Annotated in this window: 20 protein-coding genes; 14 read left to right on the top strand and 6 right to left on the bottom strand. The window is 57.6% G+C overall.

The window, feature by feature from the left end:
• The first annotated feature begins 532 nt into the window (after positions 1–532).
• Together B1722_RS29070 and B1722_RS15100 are read left to right on the top strand one after the other, a co-directional pair.
• Positions 533–823 (top strand): hypothetical protein, encoded by a 291-nt coding sequence (locus B1722_RS29070; protein WP_140396021.1) that lies wholly within the window; start codon positions 533–535, stop codon positions 821–823.
• Positions 824–859: 36 nt separating this feature from the next.
• Positions 860–1,315 carry a DUF2214 family protein gene (locus B1722_RS15100; RefSeq protein ID WP_041066092.1) on the top strand — a complete coding sequence of 152 codons (456 nt, stop codon included), beginning with the start codon at positions 860–862 and terminating at the stop codon, positions 1,313–1,315.
• A 223-nt stretch (positions 1,316–1,538) separates the two neighbouring features.
• Here B1722_RS15100 and csrA read toward each other — a convergent pair whose 3' ends face one another.
• A complete protein-coding gene (gene csrA, locus B1722_RS15095; protein WP_003179932.1) occupies positions 1,539–1,733 on the bottom strand; it encodes a carbon storage regulator CsrA in 195 nt (64 codons plus the stop codon).
• A gap of 250 nt (positions 1,734–1,983) precedes the next feature.
• Between csrA and B1722_RS15090 the strand changes: the two genes are divergently transcribed.
• Together B1722_RS15090 and B1722_RS15085 are read left to right on the top strand one after the other, a co-directional pair.
• Positions 1,984–2,352 (top strand): sporulation protein, encoded by a 369-nt coding sequence (locus tag B1722_RS15090; RefSeq protein ID WP_041066098.1) that lies wholly within the window; start codon positions 1,984–1,986, stop codon positions 2,350–2,352.
• 86 nt (positions 2,353–2,438) lie between these two features.
• The gene (locus B1722_RS15085) at positions 2,439–3,350 is read left to right on the top strand and encodes a siderophore-interacting protein (protein ID WP_086793195.1); all 912 of its coding nucleotides are present in this window, start codon (positions 2,439–2,441) and stop codon (positions 3,348–3,350) included.
• Positions 3,351–3,405: 55 nt separating this feature from the next.
• Here B1722_RS15085 and B1722_RS15080 read toward each other — a convergent pair whose 3' ends face one another.
• From B1722_RS15080 to B1722_RS15070, 3 genes are all read right to left on the bottom strand, one after another.
• Entirely contained in the window at positions 3,406–4,095 is a 690-nt protein-coding gene (locus B1722_RS15080; RefSeq protein WP_041066103.1) for an endonuclease, read from the bottom strand.
• A 4-nt stretch (positions 4,096–4,099) separates the two neighbouring features.
• Complete coding sequence (locus B1722_RS15075) at positions 4,100–4,390, bottom strand: DUF1654 domain-containing protein (protein WP_086793193.1); 291 nt, start codon at positions 4,388–4,390, stop codon at positions 4,100–4,102.
• Between the two features lie 178 nt (positions 4,391–4,568).
• Positions 4,569–5,657: an asparaginase gene (locus B1722_RS15070; protein WP_027611548.1), complete on the bottom strand. Its 1,089-nt coding sequence runs from the start codon at positions 5,655–5,657 to the stop codon at positions 4,569–4,571.
• Between the two features lie 349 nt (positions 5,658–6,006).
• Here B1722_RS15070 and B1722_RS15065 point away from each other — a divergent pair, with 349 nt between their 5' ends.
• From B1722_RS15065 to B1722_RS15030, 8 genes are all read left to right on the top strand, one after another.
• Complete coding sequence (locus B1722_RS15065; RefSeq protein ID WP_041066108.1) at positions 6,007–6,462, top strand: hypothetical protein; 456 nt, start codon at positions 6,007–6,009, stop codon at positions 6,460–6,462.
• A 201-nt stretch (positions 6,463–6,663) separates the two neighbouring features.
• Positions 6,664–7,620, top strand: a complete 957-nt coding sequence (locus tag B1722_RS15060) for a sugar ABC transporter substrate-binding protein (protein ID WP_041066111.1) — start codon at positions 6,664–6,666, stop codon at positions 7,618–7,620.
• Between the two features lie 56 nt (positions 7,621–7,676).
• Complete coding sequence (locus B1722_RS15055) at positions 7,677–9,230, top strand: sugar ABC transporter ATP-binding protein (protein WP_086793191.1); 1,554 nt, start codon at positions 7,677–7,679, stop codon at positions 9,228–9,230.
• Complete coding sequence (locus B1722_RS15050; protein ID WP_041066117.1) at positions 9,227–10,204, top strand: ABC transporter permease; 978 nt, start codon at positions 9,227–9,229, stop codon at positions 10,202–10,204. The genes B1722_RS15055 and B1722_RS15050 overlap by 4 nt, the downstream gene beginning before the upstream one ends.
• Positions 10,205–10,207: 3 nt before the next feature.
• The gene (locus B1722_RS15045) at positions 10,208–11,227 is read left to right on the top strand and encodes a LacI family DNA-binding transcriptional regulator (protein ID WP_041066120.1); all 1,020 of its coding nucleotides are present in this window, start codon (positions 10,208–10,210) and stop codon (positions 11,225–11,227) included.
• A 24-nt stretch (positions 11,228–11,251) separates the two neighbouring features.
• The gene (rbsK, locus tag B1722_RS15040; protein WP_086793189.1) at positions 11,252–12,169 is read left to right on the top strand and encodes a ribokinase; all 918 of its coding nucleotides are present in this window, start codon (positions 11,252–11,254) and stop codon (positions 12,167–12,169) included.
• Positions 12,166–12,570 (top strand): D-ribose pyranase, encoded by a 405-nt coding sequence (rbsD, locus tag B1722_RS15035; RefSeq protein ID WP_041066125.1) that lies wholly within the window; start codon positions 12,166–12,168, stop codon positions 12,568–12,570. The genes rbsK and rbsD overlap by 4 nt, the downstream gene beginning before the upstream one ends.
• 45 nt (positions 12,571–12,615) lie before the next feature.
• Positions 12,616–13,644, top strand: coding sequence for a nucleoside hydrolase (locus tag B1722_RS15030; protein WP_086793188.1), 1,029 nt, complete (start codon positions 12,616–12,618; stop codon positions 13,642–13,644).
• 33 nt (positions 13,645–13,677) lie between these two features.
• Here B1722_RS15030 and B1722_RS15025 read toward each other — a convergent pair whose 3' ends face one another.
• The gene (locus tag B1722_RS15025; RefSeq protein ID WP_086793391.1) at positions 13,678–13,890 is read right to left on the bottom strand and encodes a hypothetical protein; all 213 of its coding nucleotides are present in this window, start codon (positions 13,888–13,890) and stop codon (positions 13,678–13,680) included.
• A 132-nt stretch (positions 13,891–14,022) separates the two neighbouring features.
• Here B1722_RS15025 and B1722_RS15020 point away from each other — a divergent pair, with 132 nt between their 5' ends.
• Together B1722_RS15020 and B1722_RS15015 are read left to right on the top strand one after the other, a co-directional pair.
• Complete coding sequence (locus tag B1722_RS15020; RefSeq protein ID WP_041066130.1) at positions 14,023–14,328, top strand: hypothetical protein; 306 nt, start codon at positions 14,023–14,025, stop codon at positions 14,326–14,328.
• A gap of 168 nt (positions 14,329–14,496) precedes the next feature.
• Entirely contained in the window at positions 14,497–14,814 is a 318-nt protein-coding gene (locus B1722_RS15015; RefSeq protein ID WP_086793187.1) for an I78 family peptidase inhibitor, read from the top strand.
• A gap of 72 nt (positions 14,815–14,886) precedes the next feature.
• On the opposite strand, the gene B1722_RS15010 is transcribed toward B1722_RS15015, so the two are convergent.
• Complete coding sequence (locus tag B1722_RS15010) at positions 14,887–15,099, bottom strand: cold-shock protein (protein ID WP_003179963.1); 213 nt, start codon at positions 15,097–15,099, stop codon at positions 14,887–14,889.
• Positions 15,100–15,228 lie beyond the last annotated feature (129 nt).

The raw sequence follows: 15,228 nt of genomic DNA, 5'->3' as shown, positions 1-15,228 counted from the left end.
GCCATACCGTAACGTTACCGCTGGCTAGTCTGTTAGTAAAACTCGACCAACGCTGTCACTTGTACCGGTGGAGTCGCTTCCGGCTTGACAACTGGTACTTTGCAAGGCCTCGACCTGTCTCGCCCATAATTCTGCTTCAGCTTTCGTACTGAGGTTTTCGACTGGGGGGATTTGCCCTTAACTCGTACCTGAGTATCCAGTTGCCGGATGGGAGTAAGCGAAAATTCGCCATTTTTTCACGCCTCATGATGTGAATGGGCGTTCTGAGAAATCCATGAGCAGCAGGGCTTGAGGCTTGCTCCTAGCAGACCTTGACATGGTGGGGGTCGTTGGTTCGAGTCCAATCGCGCCTACCAAACAAAATCCGCTCTGCTGGGCGGTCTGGAAGGGCTCACCGAAAGGTGGGCCCTTTTTTGTTGTCTGCGATTTGTCAAAGCCTTGCTCCAGGCGCTCGCCTCAATCCTTCCGATCTTTCGTTACCCTGACCGCTTAGCGTGTTTCGAAATAACACGACCTGCTGATATGGCGTTCTGTGCTTTTTTGGATCCGTCTAAAAAGTGTGGATATTGAAGGGGTTACCGGTATTTTTAACCGTCCGGTGATCAAAAAAATGTTGTTGCTGATCGTGAAGTTCAGTAACATCTGCCCCGCGTTCACCACCACGGTTTATGCATTTTTAAATCCCAAGCTTCCATCAGCTGCTTGGGATTTTTTTTGCCTGCGATTTGGCCAATCCCTTTCTCTGTCTCCTTGCTTCCTGCGCGAAGCTTTCCAGTCCCACTGCTGTGTGCGGGCGAAACCGGTTTTTTTCGACTACTACTGACTGGCGTTTTCCACGGCTTTCTCAAGGAGTTCGTCGATGCTGGTTCATTGGTTTCTCGCCGCTATTCATCTCTTGGCTTTTGCACTGGGCTTCTGGGCCGTGTTGACCCGTGGCACGGCGTTCAGTCGTCTGGCGGCTGGCGTCGGTGAAGCAAAGCGGGTTTTGCTTGCCGATAATCTGTGGGGGATTGCTGCGCTGGTGCTGCTGGTGACTGGTGGCATGCGCGCCTTTGGCGGCTTTGAAAAGGGTGCTGACTACTATCTGCACCAGCCGCTGTTTCATTTGAAGATGACGTTGTTCGTGCTGCTTCTGTTGATTGAGCTGGCGCCGATGATCACGCTGGTCAAATGGCGGATCGCATTGGCGCGAGGCAAGGCGTTCGATACCACGCGTGCAAAGCTGTATGCACGGATCAGTCACGTCGAGGCGCTGCTGTTGGTATTGATGGTGATTGCAGCCACCGGCATGGCGCGCGGCGTGACGTTCGGCTAACAAGGAGCAATTCCCTGTGTGCTCTCGGAAATGTCTGACAGCCAGGCTGGGCAGTCGCGGGTAGTATCGCGCTGCAGGAGAGGAAGGGAGCAAATGAAGTAGAGCGATGGGATGTGTCAGGCGCCGTGCCGAGTGGGCTGGGGAGCGGATGGCAATACGGCGCGTGTATCTCTAGCCAGTCATTATGCAAAGCAAACGAACTGGCTACTGACTGCAATGCGGTTCAGGGCGTTTGTGGCTTGTCCGGGGCGGTCAGGCCGGCCTGAATGCGCTGATAGATTTCTTCACGGTGTACGGCAACGTTTTTCGGAGCATTGATGCCGATACGGACTTGCTGACCGCTTACGCCGAGGATGGTGATCGTAATGTCATCACCAATATTTATGCTTTCACCGACTTTGCGGGTGAGTATCAGCATGGTCTTCTCCTTGATTGCTTTGTAGGGCACCTGATTCAGACAGTGCAGAGGTCGGTGGTACGTATAGATTAGTGCGAAGTCTCACGGTTTGGGTGCCTCTTTCTGACGCGCAGATGCGGCATTAATTCCCAGGGCGTAACTATACAGAGGCTGCAATCATCAATCTCGTTGTTTTGTGCCCATTTTGCGGGCCTCGCGAAGTATTTATGAATGTTAAGATCGCCGCTTTGTGATTTTCGAGGAAAGCGTTGTGCGCAAATTGGTCTGGATGTTCGCGGCACTGGCATTGGCAGGGTGTGGTGAAGGCAAGAGTGTAGACGTGCAGAAGCCGAAAACGACAGTCGCAGCCGCGCCTGTGGCGGCATCTTCTGCGCAGTGGGACCTCGAAGTGCGCGGCGAAACACCTCAGGCTGTCAGCGACCTGAGTGGCTGGTTGATCGAGCATGCGTTCGTGCCGACCGTGATCAAAGACAGTAGCGGCAAGACGCGGATCCTGATTGGTCCGTTCAACTCCCAGGCCGACGCGCAAGCGCGCAAGGTCGAGGTGGATGCAGCATTGGTGAAGGCCAAGAAGCAGAACGTCGAATCGGTGATCGTCGAGCATCCGCTCGCACCGTAAGCCGCACTTTCAGCGGAGCGGCCTAAAGGACATCGCAGTCGACTCGTCTTATACGAGTCAATCACGATTTCTCGAAGGAGCTCCGCATGGCCTCCGCCGCTCCCTATAAGCTTTTCAATGCGGTTTTGCGCCGCAAGACGCTGGTGAGTCCGCACATGATGCGGATCACGCTCGCCGACCCTTCAATAGGTGGCATGGCCACTTGGGCGCCGGACCAGCGCGTCAAACTGTTCTTCCCTGCTGAAGATGGATCACCTGCGAGCCTTGCGCAGGAGGAGGGCTGGTACGCGCGTTTTCGTTCAATGCTGGCGAGCCGTCGACCGGCAATGCGCACGTACACCATTCGTCATTTACGCGCTGATCTGGGCGAGGTCGACATCGATTTTGTCCTGCATGGCGAGACCGGTCCCGCGTCGCGCTGGGCGCTGCGTGCGCAGCCGGGAGCGTCGATGCAGATTCTTGCTCCCGGCAGCGGTTTTTCCGCGCAGGACGCCGGAGGGTTCGAATGGAAACCGCCACAGCTACTCAAACAGGTTTTGCTGGTGGCCGATGCCACGGCATTGCCGGCGGCGATGGGTATTCTTGAAGAATTGTCCGCCATGGCTGAGCCGCCCCAGACTCACGCGTACTTTGAAGTCGATAGTTTGGCAGACATGCTCTCGGTGCCAGACTGGCCCGGGCTGGCGGTGCAGTGGCTGGTTCGCGATCAGGGGCCAGAAGCAGTGGCTGGCGCGCTGATGGTCGAGGCGGTGCAGCAGGCGTTCTTGCCTGCAGAGGATTCATCGGTCGGGCAAGCAGCCGAACTCGCCGAAGTCGATATCGACAAAGACATTCTCTGGGAGATCACCAACACGGCCCCCGAAGGTTTTTATGGCTGGATTGCCGGCGAAAGTGCTGCGGTCATGCGTCTGCGCAAATACCTGATCAAGGAATGCGGTATCCCCCGTGAGTCACTCAATCTGATGGGCTACTGGCGCTACAACAAGGCTGGCAGTTAGGTACAAAAAAGGCCTCGAACATCACGTTCGAGGCCTTTTCCTTTGAGCTGGAGGGTCAGCCGCAGGCTTTCAGGTTCACCGGGCCGACAAATTCATTGCCGTGTCCCATGACGCACGCCACGCTCTGATTACGCTGGCGTTCCCAGTCTTGCACCGGGTACGTCTTGTCCCAGGCTTCGTAAAGCTGCCGATCCTGTTTCGACAGGCGCAAGCCGTACTGCTTGCTCATGTAGAAATAGGTGCGCGCGATCATGCCGCGAATCGACGGGCGAGGCATGACCTTCTTGGCCTTGAAGTCGACTTGAGTCAGGCACGAGCCATATTGACCGGATTGCACCGGCAGCCAGCCATAACTGAAATTGCTGCGATCACCGTTGACCTCGCCAATGCTCGGTACCAGGTTGTGCAGGTCGGCTTCGGCTTTCTGATAACTCGGGTCGTAGCGTGTGCAGTTCTTGCGCCCGCCCGACTGCCAGCATTGACGCTGGTGACCGAATTCCCACGCAGGGACAATGTGCTCCCATTCGATGCGCGAAGCGCGCTTGGCATTTTTGCGTGGTACATAACCGCAAGCCTTCAAGTCCACCTTGTTGCCAGTGTATTTGCATCCGCAGTAAAACTCGGTGGACTGCGGTGCGTACAGCTTCCAGGCGGCTTTCTTGGCCTCGGTAAAGGTGCGGGGAGCGCCAGCCTGGGCGCCAAAAGCGATGAACAGCAACAGTAATGCAAAACAGCGGACACTCATTGAATCAATCTTCCTTCGGCACAACCCAAAAAATCTGCACGCCGCCATCGTCGCGATAGGCGAGTGTGACGTTGTCGTTCTCGTCGATTTCCTCGAACAGTTGCTCCCATGCATCCACAGGCTCGTCCGGCAGACGGAAGATCAAGGCGGCTTTGGCTTTTTGTGCGGTAGGGGAATTGATGATTTTTTGAACGCGCATACCCATGCGTTCGTAAGCGTCAGGAGCATCAGGGGAGGTGGCCACGAGGTTATCCTTATTAAGCTGTACGTGCATACAGTATTTAACTGTAAGCATTTTCGCAACTGCTTAAAATTCAAGAAAATCCTCTGACAGCGCTTTTGCGATTTTGGTGTAAGCCGGGTCGATTATTTTGTGCGAAAAAGTCGCCCGCAGCGTAGGCGGAAGCACCACCCGCCGCGCGGGCGAGTGGTGAGCAGGTTGCCCGCTCCGGAAAGGCTCAGGCGAGGGCCAATCAATATTCCCAGAACATCCGTTGCAGCTCTTTGCTGTCGTTGGTTTTGGTCAGGGCGACCATGGCCAGGATCCGAGCTTTTTGCGGGTTCAGGTCGTGAGCGACGACCCAATCGTATTTGTCGTCAGGTTGTTCGGCGTTACGCAGAACGAAACCACCGGCGTTCACGTGGGACGAGCGGATGATCTGCACGCCGTCTTTACGCAAGGCTTGCAGGCTCGGCACTACGCGCGAAGAAACAGAACCATTACCGGTACCGGCATGGATGATGGCTTTGGCGCCGGCCTGGGCCAGTGCTTTGTAGGCGGTGTCATCAACGTTGCCGTAGGAATAGGCGATTTCTACGTCAGGCAGGCTCTTGATGTTCTTGATGTCGAATTCCGAATCCATGGTGTGGCGCTTGGCTGGCAAGCGGAACCAATAGGATTTGCCTTCGACCACCATGCCCAGCGGACCCCAAGGACTTTTGAACGCCTCGGTCTTGATGTTGATCATTTTGCTCACGTCGCGACCAGACTGGATCTCGTCATTCATGGTCACCAGCACGCCTTTGCCGTGCGCTTCTTTGCTGCTGGCGACGGCGACGGCGTTGTACAGGTTGAGCATGCCGTCTGCCGACATCGCGGTGCCCGGACGCATCGAGCCGACGACGATGATCGGCTTGTCGGTCTTCTCTACCAGGTTGAGGAAGTAGGCGGTTTCTTCCAGGGTGTCGGTGCCGTGGGTGATGACGATGCCATCGACGTCTTTGCTGTCGGCCAGTTCCGATACGCGGCGACCCAGTTGCAGCAGGTTGTCGTTGGTGATGCTTTCCGAGGCGATCTGCATGACTTGTTCGCCACGCACGTTTGCCAGTTTGCTCAACTCGGGGATACCGGCAATCAGTTGTTCAATGCCAACCTTGGCCGCCTGGTAAGTGGCGCTGTTGGCTGCGCTGGCGCCGGCACCGGCAATGGTGCCGCCAGTGGCAAGTACCACGACGTTGGCGAGTTTGGTCTGGGTTTCGACTTCTTTTGCCTGAAGGGCGGTGGGCAGGAGCAGGAGGAGGGCCAAAGCGCCCGGTACCAAAGTGTTGAAAGCAGATTTCATTATTTTTCTCTCTAGTAGTGAGACGGTGCTGATGCAGGTTCATCTAGATGCGCCCTGAGCCGATCTGAATGCTCGGGGTGTAGGCTAGGGAGCAGGATCCGTACCAGCGCTACTTTGCTTCAGAGAAATGTTTAAATTCATGATTTGCATCAGGTTTTTGTGGAATGGCCAATGGTTGGGCCGATCACCTGTCCGGGTTTCCGAATATTGGGATCTTTCATGTTCGGTTCACCGAAAAGGACTACAGCTCTTGGCGAACGAAACGGCTTGCCGGTTTCGGCTTTTCTGCTAAAGAAACCCGTCAGCAGGCCGATGGGTGTTAAAGGAAACGATTATTTAGGGAGTTCACATGTCACTGACGATCGGTTTTTCACATCCCGGCGCAGTCACCATCGGCGGTAAAACCGCAGCGACAATCAATGCAATGAACCAGGCGGAAGCAGACGCATCCGAAGAGGCGCTGGGCGTTGAAAAAGAGCAAAGCAACCAGGTCAGAACCGGTGGGCCTGCGCAAGAAGCCAGCCAGGCGAGTAATGCTGACAGCGGCGATAGCCTGAGCATCACCGTCAAAATGCTGCTCAAGCGGATGCAGGAATTGCAGAAGCAACTGCAAGAACAGCAACAGCAATTGGCGGCGGCGCAGGCGGCAAGTTATCCGACGCCCGAGGCCAAGTCACAGGCGGTCATGTCCGTTCAGGGCCAGATCGCGCAAACCAGCGGCGCGCTGATGGAAGTCGCGGCGGCACTGGTCAAGGAAATGTCCAAGGATTCAACCAGCGGCAACCTGGTCAGCACCACGGCTTAAGCAGGGAAGGGCGAATCGGACGATTCGCCCTGCAATAAAACGATGATTTCTGATTGTTGACAAATGTCAGCGGGATTCGCATAGTTCGGTCTACGCAAACGTTTGCGCGGCTTCCCCGGTACACTATTGGCCGGAAGAGAGCGCTGAAGCTTACGCCAGCGCGAGCGTTGCTCACAATAATCATAAGATCGGAGTGAACCCATGAAGCTGCCATTCGCTGGACGTCTTCTTGCTGTCGCTATGCTGGCTGCTGCAGCCGCCGCACTACCTGTCTCTTCGGCCTTCGCCGAGTCCCCGGAAAAACCCAAAGTCGCATTGGTCATGAAATCCCTGGCCAACGAATTCTTCCTGACCATGGAAGATGGCGCCAAGGCGTACCAGAAAGAACACTCCGCTGATTTCGACCTGATCTCCAACGGCATCAAGGACGAGACCGATACCGCCGGCCAGACCCGCATCGTCGAGCAGATGATTCTGGCCAAGGTCAACGCGCTGGTCATCGCACCGTCCGATTCCAAGGCCATGGTGCCGGTGATCAAGAAAGCCGTCGATGCCGGCATCACCGTGATCAACATCGACAACCAGCTCGATCCGCAAATCGTCAAAAGCAAAAATATCAGTGTGCCATTCGTAGGGCCGGACAACCGCAAGGGTGCGCGTCTGGTCGGTGAGTACCTGGCCAAGCAACTGAAGGCCGGTGACGAAGTCGGCATCATCGAAGGTGTGTCCACCACCACCAACGCCCAGCAGCGCACCGCCGGCTTCAAGGATGCGATGGACGCGGCGCAGATCAAGGTGGTCTCGTTGCAATCGGGCGACTGGGAAATCGACAAGGGCAACAAGGTTGCTGCTTCGATTCTCAGCGAATACCCGGATGTGAAAGCGCTCTTGGCGGGTAACGACAGCATGGCCGTCGGCGCTGTTTCCGCTGTGCGCGCTGCCGGCAAGGCGGGCAAGGTACAAGTGGTCGGTTACGACAATATCAACGCGATCAAGCCGATGCTCAAGGACGGTCGTGTGCTGGCGACGGCCGATCAGTTCGCTGCCAAGCAGGCTGTGTTCGGTATTGAGACCGCGCTGAAAATCCTCAAGGGCGAAAAAGTCGACAGCGGCGCCAATGGCGTGATCGAAACGCCAGTCGAGCTGGTCACCCAGTAAGTCTTCCGGCGACACAACGGCGCTCGTCCGTCCGGACGAGCGCATGGAGAGTTTTTATGTCAGTTTCCGCCCCGAACGCTGTCCTCTCGGTCAGCGGTATCGGTAAGACCTATGCGCAGCCGGTGCTCACGGGCATCGACTTGACGCTGATGCGCGGTGAAGTGCTGGCGCTGACCGGCGAGAATGGTGCCGGTAAAAGCACGCTGTCGAAGATCATTGGTGGTCTGGTTACGCCGACCACAGGCCAGATGCAGTTCCAGGGCAAAGACTACCGCCCCGGCAGCCGTACCCAGGCTGAAGAGCTGGGCGTGCGCATGGTCATGCAAGAACTCAATCTGCTGCCAACCCTGTCGGTGGCGGAAAACCTGTTTCTCGACAACCTGCCCAGCAACGGCGGCTGGATCAGTCGCAAGCAATTGCGCAAGGCCGCCATCGAAGCCATGGCGCAGGTTGGTCTTGATGCCATTGACCCGGATACCTTGGTGGGCGAACTGGGGATCGGGCATCAGCAGATGGTCGAGATCGCGCGCAACCTGATCGGCGATTGTCATGTGCTGATTCTTGATGAGCCGACGGCCATGCTCACTGCCCGTGAAGTGGAAATGCTCTTTGAGCAGATCACCCGTTTGCAGGCGCGAGGCGTTGCGATCATCTATATCTCCCACCGCCTGGAAGAGCTGGCGCGCGTCGCGCAACGCATTGCTGTGCTGCGGGACGGCAATCTGGTCTGTGTCGAACCGATGGCCAACTATAACAGTGAGCAGTTGGTGACCTTGATGGTCGGCCGTGAGCTGGGCGAACACATTGACATGGGCCCGCGCAAGATTGGCGCGCCAGCCCTGACGGTCAAGGGCCTGACCCGCTCCGACAAGGTGCGCGATGTTTCCTTTGAAGTGCGTGCTGGCGAGATTTTCGGGATTTCCGGGCTGATCGGAGCCGGGCGCACTGAATTGCTAAGGCTGATCTTCGGTGCCGACCTGGCCAACAGCGGCACGATCGCGCTGGGTTCGCCGGCGCAGGAGGTCAGTGTGCGTTCGCCGGTTGATGCAGTGAAACACGGCATCGCCCTGATCACCGAAGACCGCAAGGGTGAAGGCCTGCTGCTCAGTCAGTCGATCAGCGCCAACATTGCTTTGGGCAACATGCCGGAAATTTCCCGGGTCGGGGTCGTCAATAACAGCAACGAAATTTCCTTGGCGCAGCGTCAGATCAACGCCATGCGCATCCGCAGTTCGAGCCCGACCCAATTGGTTTCCGAGCTGTCTGGCGGCAATCAGCAGAAGGTCGTGATCGGTCGCTGGCTGGAGCGTGATTGCTCAGTGCTGTTGTTCGACGAGCCGACTCGCGGCATTGATGTGGGTGCCAAGTTCGATATCTATGCCTTGCTGGGCGAGTTGACACGTCAGGGCAAGGCGCTGGTGGTGGTATCCAGTGACCTGCGCGAGCTGATGCTGATCTGCGACCGTATCGGCGTTCTGTCGGCAGGGCGTTTGATCGACACCTTCGAGCGCGACAGCTGGACCCAGGATGATTTGCTTGCTGCCGCGTTCGCCGGCTACCAAAAACGTGATGCGCAGCTCAATGAAGCGGCGCCTAGGGAACTCCCATGAAAACTGCATCTTCTGCCGGCAAACGTGGTGGCAATTTCTACGGTCTTGGCACCTATCTGGGCCTGGCGGGTGCCTTGTTGGCGATGGTGGCGTTGTTCTCGGTCATGAGCAGCCACTTTCTGTCCTATGACACCTTCAGCACGCTGGCCAACCAGATCCCCGATCTGATGGTGCTGGCGGTGGGCATGACCTTCGTGCTGATCATCGGCGGCATCGACCTGTCGGTCGGTTCGGTGCTGGCGCTTGCCGCCTCGACAGTCAGCGTAGCGATTCTCGGCTGGGGCTGGAGCGTGTTGCCGTCCGCTCTGCTTGGAATGGCGGTGGCTGCACTGGCGGGTACGGTGACCGGTTCGATCACTGTGGCGTGGCGTATTCCGTCATTCATCGTTTCGCTCGGTGTGCTGGAAATGGCCCGTGGCCTGGCGTATCAGATGACCGGTTCGCGCACCGCCTACATCGGTGATTCGTTTGCCTGGCTATCGAACCCGATCGCCTTCGGTATCTCGCCGTCGTTCATCATTGCCTTGCTGGTGATCTTCATTGCGCAAGCGGTGTTGACCCGCACCGTGTTCGGTCGCTACCTGATCGGCATCGGCACCAACGAAGAAGCGGTGCGTCTGGCCGGGATCAATCCAAAACCGTACAAGATTCTGGTGTTCAGCCTGATGGGGCTGCTCGCGGGCATCGCCGCGCTGTTCCAGATTTCCCGTCTGGAAGCGGCGGATCCGAATGCCGGCTCCGGCCTCGAACTGCAAGTGATCGCTGCGGTGGTCATTGGTGGCACCAGTCTGATGGGGGGGCGTGGTTCGGTGATCAGCACCTTCTTCGGCGTGTTGATCATTTCGGTGCTCGCCGCCGGTCTGGCGCAGATCGGTGCGACCGAGCCGACCAAGCGCATCATCACCGGTGCGGTGATCGTCATTGCGGTGGTACTCGATACTTATCGCAGTCAACGCGCCAGTCGACGGGGCTAAGTCATGGCAACGATCAAGGATGTGGCGGCGCTCGCGGGGATTTCCTACACCACGGTTTCTCACGTGGTGAACAAGACACGCCCGGTCAGTCAGGAGGTGCGGTTGAAGGTCGAGGCGGCCATCAAAAGCCTCGATTACGTGCCAAGTGCCGTGGCGCGTTCACTGAAAGCCAAGACCACTGCGACCATTGGCTTATTGGTGCCCAACAGCCTCAACCCGTATTTTGCCGAGTTGGCTCGGGGTATCGAGGATTACTGCGAGCGTAACGGCTATTGTGTGATCCTTTGCAACTCTGACGATAACCCGGAAAAACAGCGCAGCTATTTGCGGGTGCTGCTGGAGAAGCGCATTGACGGCCTGATCGTCGCCTCCGCCGGTGGCGACATCGGGCTCGCGCAAGGGCTGGCCGGGGTGAAAACGCCGATGGTCATCGTCGACCGCGGGCTGGATGGCGTCGACGCCGATCTGGTGCGCATCGACCATGAATATGGCGCTTATCTGGCGACGCGGCACCTGCTGGAGCTGGGCCATCGCGACATCGCCACCATCGGTGGTCCGTCGAGCACCAGCGTGGCGCAAATGCGTCAGGCCGGTTTTTGTCGGGCGCTGCAGGAGGCGGGCATCACCGTGCGGCCCGAACGCATGCTGGAAAGCGATTTCACCAGTACCGGTGGCTACAACGCGGCGGCGATCCTGCTTGAAAGCAATCCGCCGAGCGCGATCTTCGCCGGAAACGACATGATCGGTATCGGTGTGCTGCGTGCGGCGGCCGAGCGCAATGTGCGCGTGCCAAGCGAGCTGTCGGTGATCGGCTTCGACGATATCCAGATGAGCCGTTATGTGTACCCGGCGCTGACCACCGTTGGTCAGTCGATCCTGCAGTTGGGCGAGATGGCTGCCGAAGTGCTGCTGCGAAGGATTGCTACCCCGAGTCTGGTCACCGATCAACGAATCGTGACCCCGAGTATTGTCTTGCGCGAATCGACTGCACCGCTGTCAGGCGTGTTCACCGAGTACCGCTGAAATCGAATTGACGAGTAGTGATGTATGCCAGCAAATGTAGTGGTAATAGGCAGCCTGAACATGGATCTGGTCACCCGGGCGCCACGGCTCCCAAAGGGTGGTGAAACGCTGATCGGTCATTCCTTTGCCACCGTTTCCGGCGGCAAGGGCGCCAATCAGGCAGTCGCTGCTGCGCGCCTGGGTGCGCAGGTGGCGATGGTCGGCTGTGTTGGCAACGATGACTACGGCGTGCAATTGCGCGACGCATTGCTGGCCGAGCAGATCGATTGTCAGGCGGTGAGCACGGTTGCCGACTCCAGTGGCGTGGCGCTGATTGTGGTCGATGACAACAGTCAGAACGCCATCGTGATCGTCGCTGGCGCCAACGGTGCAATGACCCCGGCGGTGATTGACCGTTTTGATGCGGTGCTGCAAGCGGCCGACGTGATTATCTGCCAGCTGGAGATCCCGGACGCAACGGTGGGGCATGCGCTCAAGCGTGCGCGTGAGCTGGGCAAAACCGTGATTTTAAACCCGGCGCCGGCCAGTCGTCCGTTGCCGGCAGACTGGTTTACCGCCATCGATTACCTGATTCCCAACGAAAGCGAAGCCGCTGCGTTGAGCGGGTTGCCAGTCGATTCGCTGGAGGCCGCAGAAAGCGCTGCCAGCCAGTTGATCGCCATGGGCGCGGGCAAGGTCATCGTTACCCTCGGCGCGCAAGGTTCGCTATTTGCCAATGGCAAAGATTTCGAGCATTTCCCGGCGCCCAAGGTGAAGGCGGTCGATACCACCGCCGCGGGCGATACCTTTGTGGGTGGTTTTGCCGCAGCGCTCGCCAGTGGCAAATCCGAGGCTGAGGCGATCCGTTACGGGCAAGTCGCTGCAGCGTTATCTGTGACCCGGGCCGGCGCACAGCCTTCCATTCCCACCATGTCCGACGTACAGGCGTTCAAACCCGCATGAAAAAGACTCCTTTGCTCAACGTCGCGTTGTCGCGGCTGATCGCCTCCCTGGGGCATGGCGACATGGTGGTGATCGGTGACGCCGGACTGCCGGTTCCTCCTGGCGTTGAATTGATCGATTTGGCGCTGACCCACGGCGTTCCGGATTTCGTCAGTACCCTGAAAGTCGTGCTCAGCGAGATGCAGGTGGAAAGCCATGTGCTGGCCAACGAAATCCTCGACAAGCAGCCGACCGCCCTGGTTGTGCTGGACGAGTTGCAAGAAGAGGGCGCCCTCGGTCGGCGCGATCTGCTGACGCATGAGCAATTCAAGGTCCTTAGCCGACAGGCACGGGCGATTGTTCGTACAGGCGAATGTCAGCCGTACTGCAACATCGTGCTGGTGGCCGGAGTAACGTTCTAATCGGATTTTCGACCCTTTCATTTTCATCAGCACAAGGAATGCGCCATGCACCGCTATGCTCAAAAACTCCATCAATTGCTTCGGAGTCTGCTGCTTTTGTCTTTTATTACCGCCACCAGCGCTCAGGCTGCTGAAAAGATCGACCTGATCATCGACACCGATCCGGGTGCCGACGACGTGGTCGCCTTGCTGTTCGCCCTGGCTTCGCCGGATGAACTGAACATTCGCGCACTGACCACCGTGGCCGGCAACGTACGCCTCGACAAGACGTCGCGCAACGCGCGCCTGGCTCGCGAGTGGGCAGGGCGCGAGGATGTTCCGGTTTACGCCGGCGCGCCGAAGCCGCTGATGCGTACGCCAATCTACGCCGAGAACATCCATGGCAAGGAAGGCCTGTCGGGTGTCACCGTGCATGAGCCGAAAAAAGGCCTGGCCGAAGGCAGTGCGGTCAACTACCTGATCGATACCCTGAAAAAAGCCAAGCCGCACAGCATCACCATCGCCATGCTTGGCCCGCAGACCAACCTGGCGCTGGCGCTGATCCAGGAGCCGGAGATCGTTAACGGTATCAAGGAAGTGGTGATCATGGGCGGCGCGCACTTCAATGGCGGCAACATCACCCCGGTGGCCGAATTCAACTTGTTTGCCGACCCGCAAGCGGCAGAAGTGGTACTCAAGAGCGGTGTAAAACTGACCTATCTGCCGCTGGACGTGACCCACAAGATCCTCACCAGCGACGCCCGCCTGAAGCAGATTGCCGCGCTCAACAACAATGCGAGCAAGATTGTCGGCGACATCCTCAACGAGTATATCAAGGGCGACATGGAGCACTACGGCATTCCGGGTGGCCCGGTGCATGACGCTACCGTCATTGCTTACCTGCTCAAGCCGGAGCTCTTCACTGGTCGCTCGGTGAACGTGGCCATCGACAGCCGTGAGGGGATCACGTTCGGTCAGACCGTGGTCGACTGGTACGACGGTCTGAAACAGCCGAAAAACGCATTTTGGGTCGAGAATGGCGATGCCCAAGGTTTCTTCGATCTGCTGACTGAGCGTCTGAAGCGCTTGAAGTAATGCCAGGACCCGCAGGTGCAAGCCAGCGGGTTTTTAATCCCTCTCCGTGTCCTGCGTGCTCTTGTCGTCATGCTGGTACCGCTCGAACACTTGAGCGATAAACGTTTGTGCGCCTTGGGTTCCCATCGTCTTGACCAGCAGATCGATGCTGATCAGCGCCAGCTCCTCCGAACTGCCCGGGCTATACGAACTGTGCCCCTTCGGCCAAAGAACCTTGATGTCGGCGGAGATGCTTACGGTGCTCATGAGTGCGCTCGAAAAGTCGGGAGTGTCTGAGCGCGAGTTAACCACTTTGTCGGGCGTTTGGCACTGCGACTTAGGCATGGGCGCGACGCTATGCGACACTTGGTCTTTTCCGGCTGAACCAAGGAATGTGCTGTGCAGATCGATTTGAACTCCCCCGACGGCCTCACACTCGACGCTGTGCGCCAGTTGCTCGCGTCGGCCAGCGATGATGTGCATACGCAGCTGCGTGTGACCAAGGGTGGGATTGCCTATATTTCGTCCGGTGTGACCGGCGGGCAGGATATTGATGGCCTGCTCTTTCGCCTGGAGACCTGGGCCAAGGGTTCGGGGTATGTCGGCAATGTCGCGGCCAGTGATGAAGTCTGGGTGATGCAGATTTTCAATGCGCTGAAAGACAACTGGCCGAATCCGCCGCTCGATTATATCGACGTCTATTGAGCTTCGTTAATATTCGGTGACGATTGTGTGAGGATGCGCTGCACGCTCTTCAGGCAGACTCAGCGTTTTTCCGGATCGTGGGGCAGGGTGGCAGCATTGGTTGTGAAACCAAACGCCAGATTGGCGGTCGCACGATCTCAGCTTAACCATTTGAAAGAAGGAGGCTTCATGCCTTTGAAGTTCGCGTCTCTGGGTGCACTTATGGCCGTTGCCATGTTGGCCGGTTGCAGCACGACCTCCAGCGAGTCGGCAAAGGATCCTGTGGCGACCGATGCCGGTCACAGCCGCTGTGAAGCAAAGGCAGCGGAATTTGCCATCGGTAAAAAGGCTTCGCCGGAACTGCTCGATCAGGCGCGTGCCAAATCTGGCGCGCAAAACGCCCGTTTCCTCAAGCCAACCGACATGATCACGCTGGAATACCGCTCCGATCGCTTGAATCTGAACACCGACAACAACCTGGTGGTCACCCGCGTCAGCTGCGGTTGATCGCAGAGCGCTTTTGTTGCAGGCATAAAAAACCCCGTCACATGGACGGGGTTTTTTTAGTGCGCCGGGAAATTACTCTGGGCGAACTTGTGCAGCTTGCATACCCTTTTGGCCTTTCTCAGCCACGAAAGAGACGGTCTGGCCTTCTTTCAGGCTTTTGAAACCGTCGGATTCGATAGCTTTGAAGTGTACGAACAGGTCGTCACCGCCACCTTGAGGAGTGATGAAGCCGAAGCCTTTTTCATCGTTGAACCATTTAACGGTGCCGGTTTGGCGATTAGACATGGTGTATCTCCAAGAAACATATATTTTCAGTAGTACTGTGCTGCTCAGGCCAACTGGGCACACCCGGGTATCATAGTCGAAATGTTCGCTTTGGTAGCCCCCCGGACGTGCTGTTTGCTTTCATATTGC

It is taken from the genome of Pseudomonas sp. SCPG-7 (genome assembly GCF_002156405.1).
Lineage (GTDB): Bacteria > Pseudomonadota > Gammaproteobacteria > Pseudomonadales > Pseudomonadaceae > Aquipseudomonas > Aquipseudomonas parakoreensis.
Note: the sequence above shows the minus strand (reverse complement) of the source record. Positions and strands in the feature narration are given on the sequence as shown.

Coding starts and splice junctions, on each gene's coding strand:
- B1722_RS15050 (WP_041066117.1), top strand. CDS start 9,227: ATGAAAACTGCATCTTCTGCCGGCAAACGTGGTGGCAATTTCTACGGT.
- B1722_RS15080 (WP_041066103.1), bottom strand. CDS start 4,095: ATGAGTGTCCGCTGTTTTGCATTACTGTTGCTGTTCATCGCTTTTGGC.
- B1722_RS15085 (WP_086793195.1), top strand. CDS start 2,439: ATGGCCTCCGCCGCTCCCTATAAGCTTTTCAATGCGGTTTTGCGCCGC.
- csrA (WP_003179932.1), bottom strand. CDS start 1,733: ATGCTGATACTCACCCGCAAAGTCGGTGAAAGCATAAATATTGGTGAT.
- B1722_RS15015 (WP_086793187.1), top strand. CDS start 14,497: ATGCCTTTGAAGTTCGCGTCTCTGGGTGCACTTATGGCCGTTGCCATG.
- B1722_RS15100 (WP_041066092.1), top strand. CDS start 860: ATGCTGGTTCATTGGTTTCTCGCCGCTATTCATCTCTTGGCTTTTGCA.
- B1722_RS15025 (WP_086793391.1), bottom strand. CDS start 13,890: ATGAGCACCGTAAGCATCTCCGCCGACATCAAGGTTCTTTGGCCGAAG.
- B1722_RS15060 (WP_041066111.1), top strand. CDS start 6,664: ATGAAGCTGCCATTCGCTGGACGTCTTCTTGCTGTCGCTATGCTGGCT.
- B1722_RS15055 (WP_086793191.1), top strand. CDS start 7,677: ATGTCAGTTTCCGCCCCGAACGCTGTCCTCTCGGTCAGCGGTATCGGT.
- B1722_RS15065 (WP_041066108.1), top strand. CDS start 6,007: ATGTCACTGACGATCGGTTTTTCACATCCCGGCGCAGTCACCATCGGC.
- rbsK (WP_086793189.1), top strand. CDS start 11,252: ATGCCAGCAAATGTAGTGGTAATAGGCAGCCTGAACATGGATCTGGTC.
- B1722_RS15010 (WP_003179963.1), bottom strand. CDS start 15,099: ATGTCTAATCGCCAAACCGGCACCGTTAAATGGTTCAACGATGAAAAA.
- B1722_RS15030 (WP_086793188.1), top strand. CDS start 12,616: ATGCACCGCTATGCTCAAAAACTCCATCAATTGCTTCGGAGTCTGCTG.
- rbsD (WP_041066125.1), top strand. CDS start 12,166: ATGAAAAAGACTCCTTTGCTCAACGTCGCGTTGTCGCGGCTGATCGCC.
- B1722_RS15075 (WP_086793193.1), bottom strand. CDS start 4,390: ATGCTTACAGTTAAATACTGTATGCACGTACAGCTTAATAAGGATAAC.
- B1722_RS15045 (WP_041066120.1), top strand. CDS start 10,208: ATGGCAACGATCAAGGATGTGGCGGCGCTCGCGGGGATTTCCTACACC.
- B1722_RS15070 (WP_027611548.1), bottom strand. CDS start 5,657: ATGAAATCTGCTTTCAACACTTTGGTACCGGGCGCTTTGGCCCTCCTC.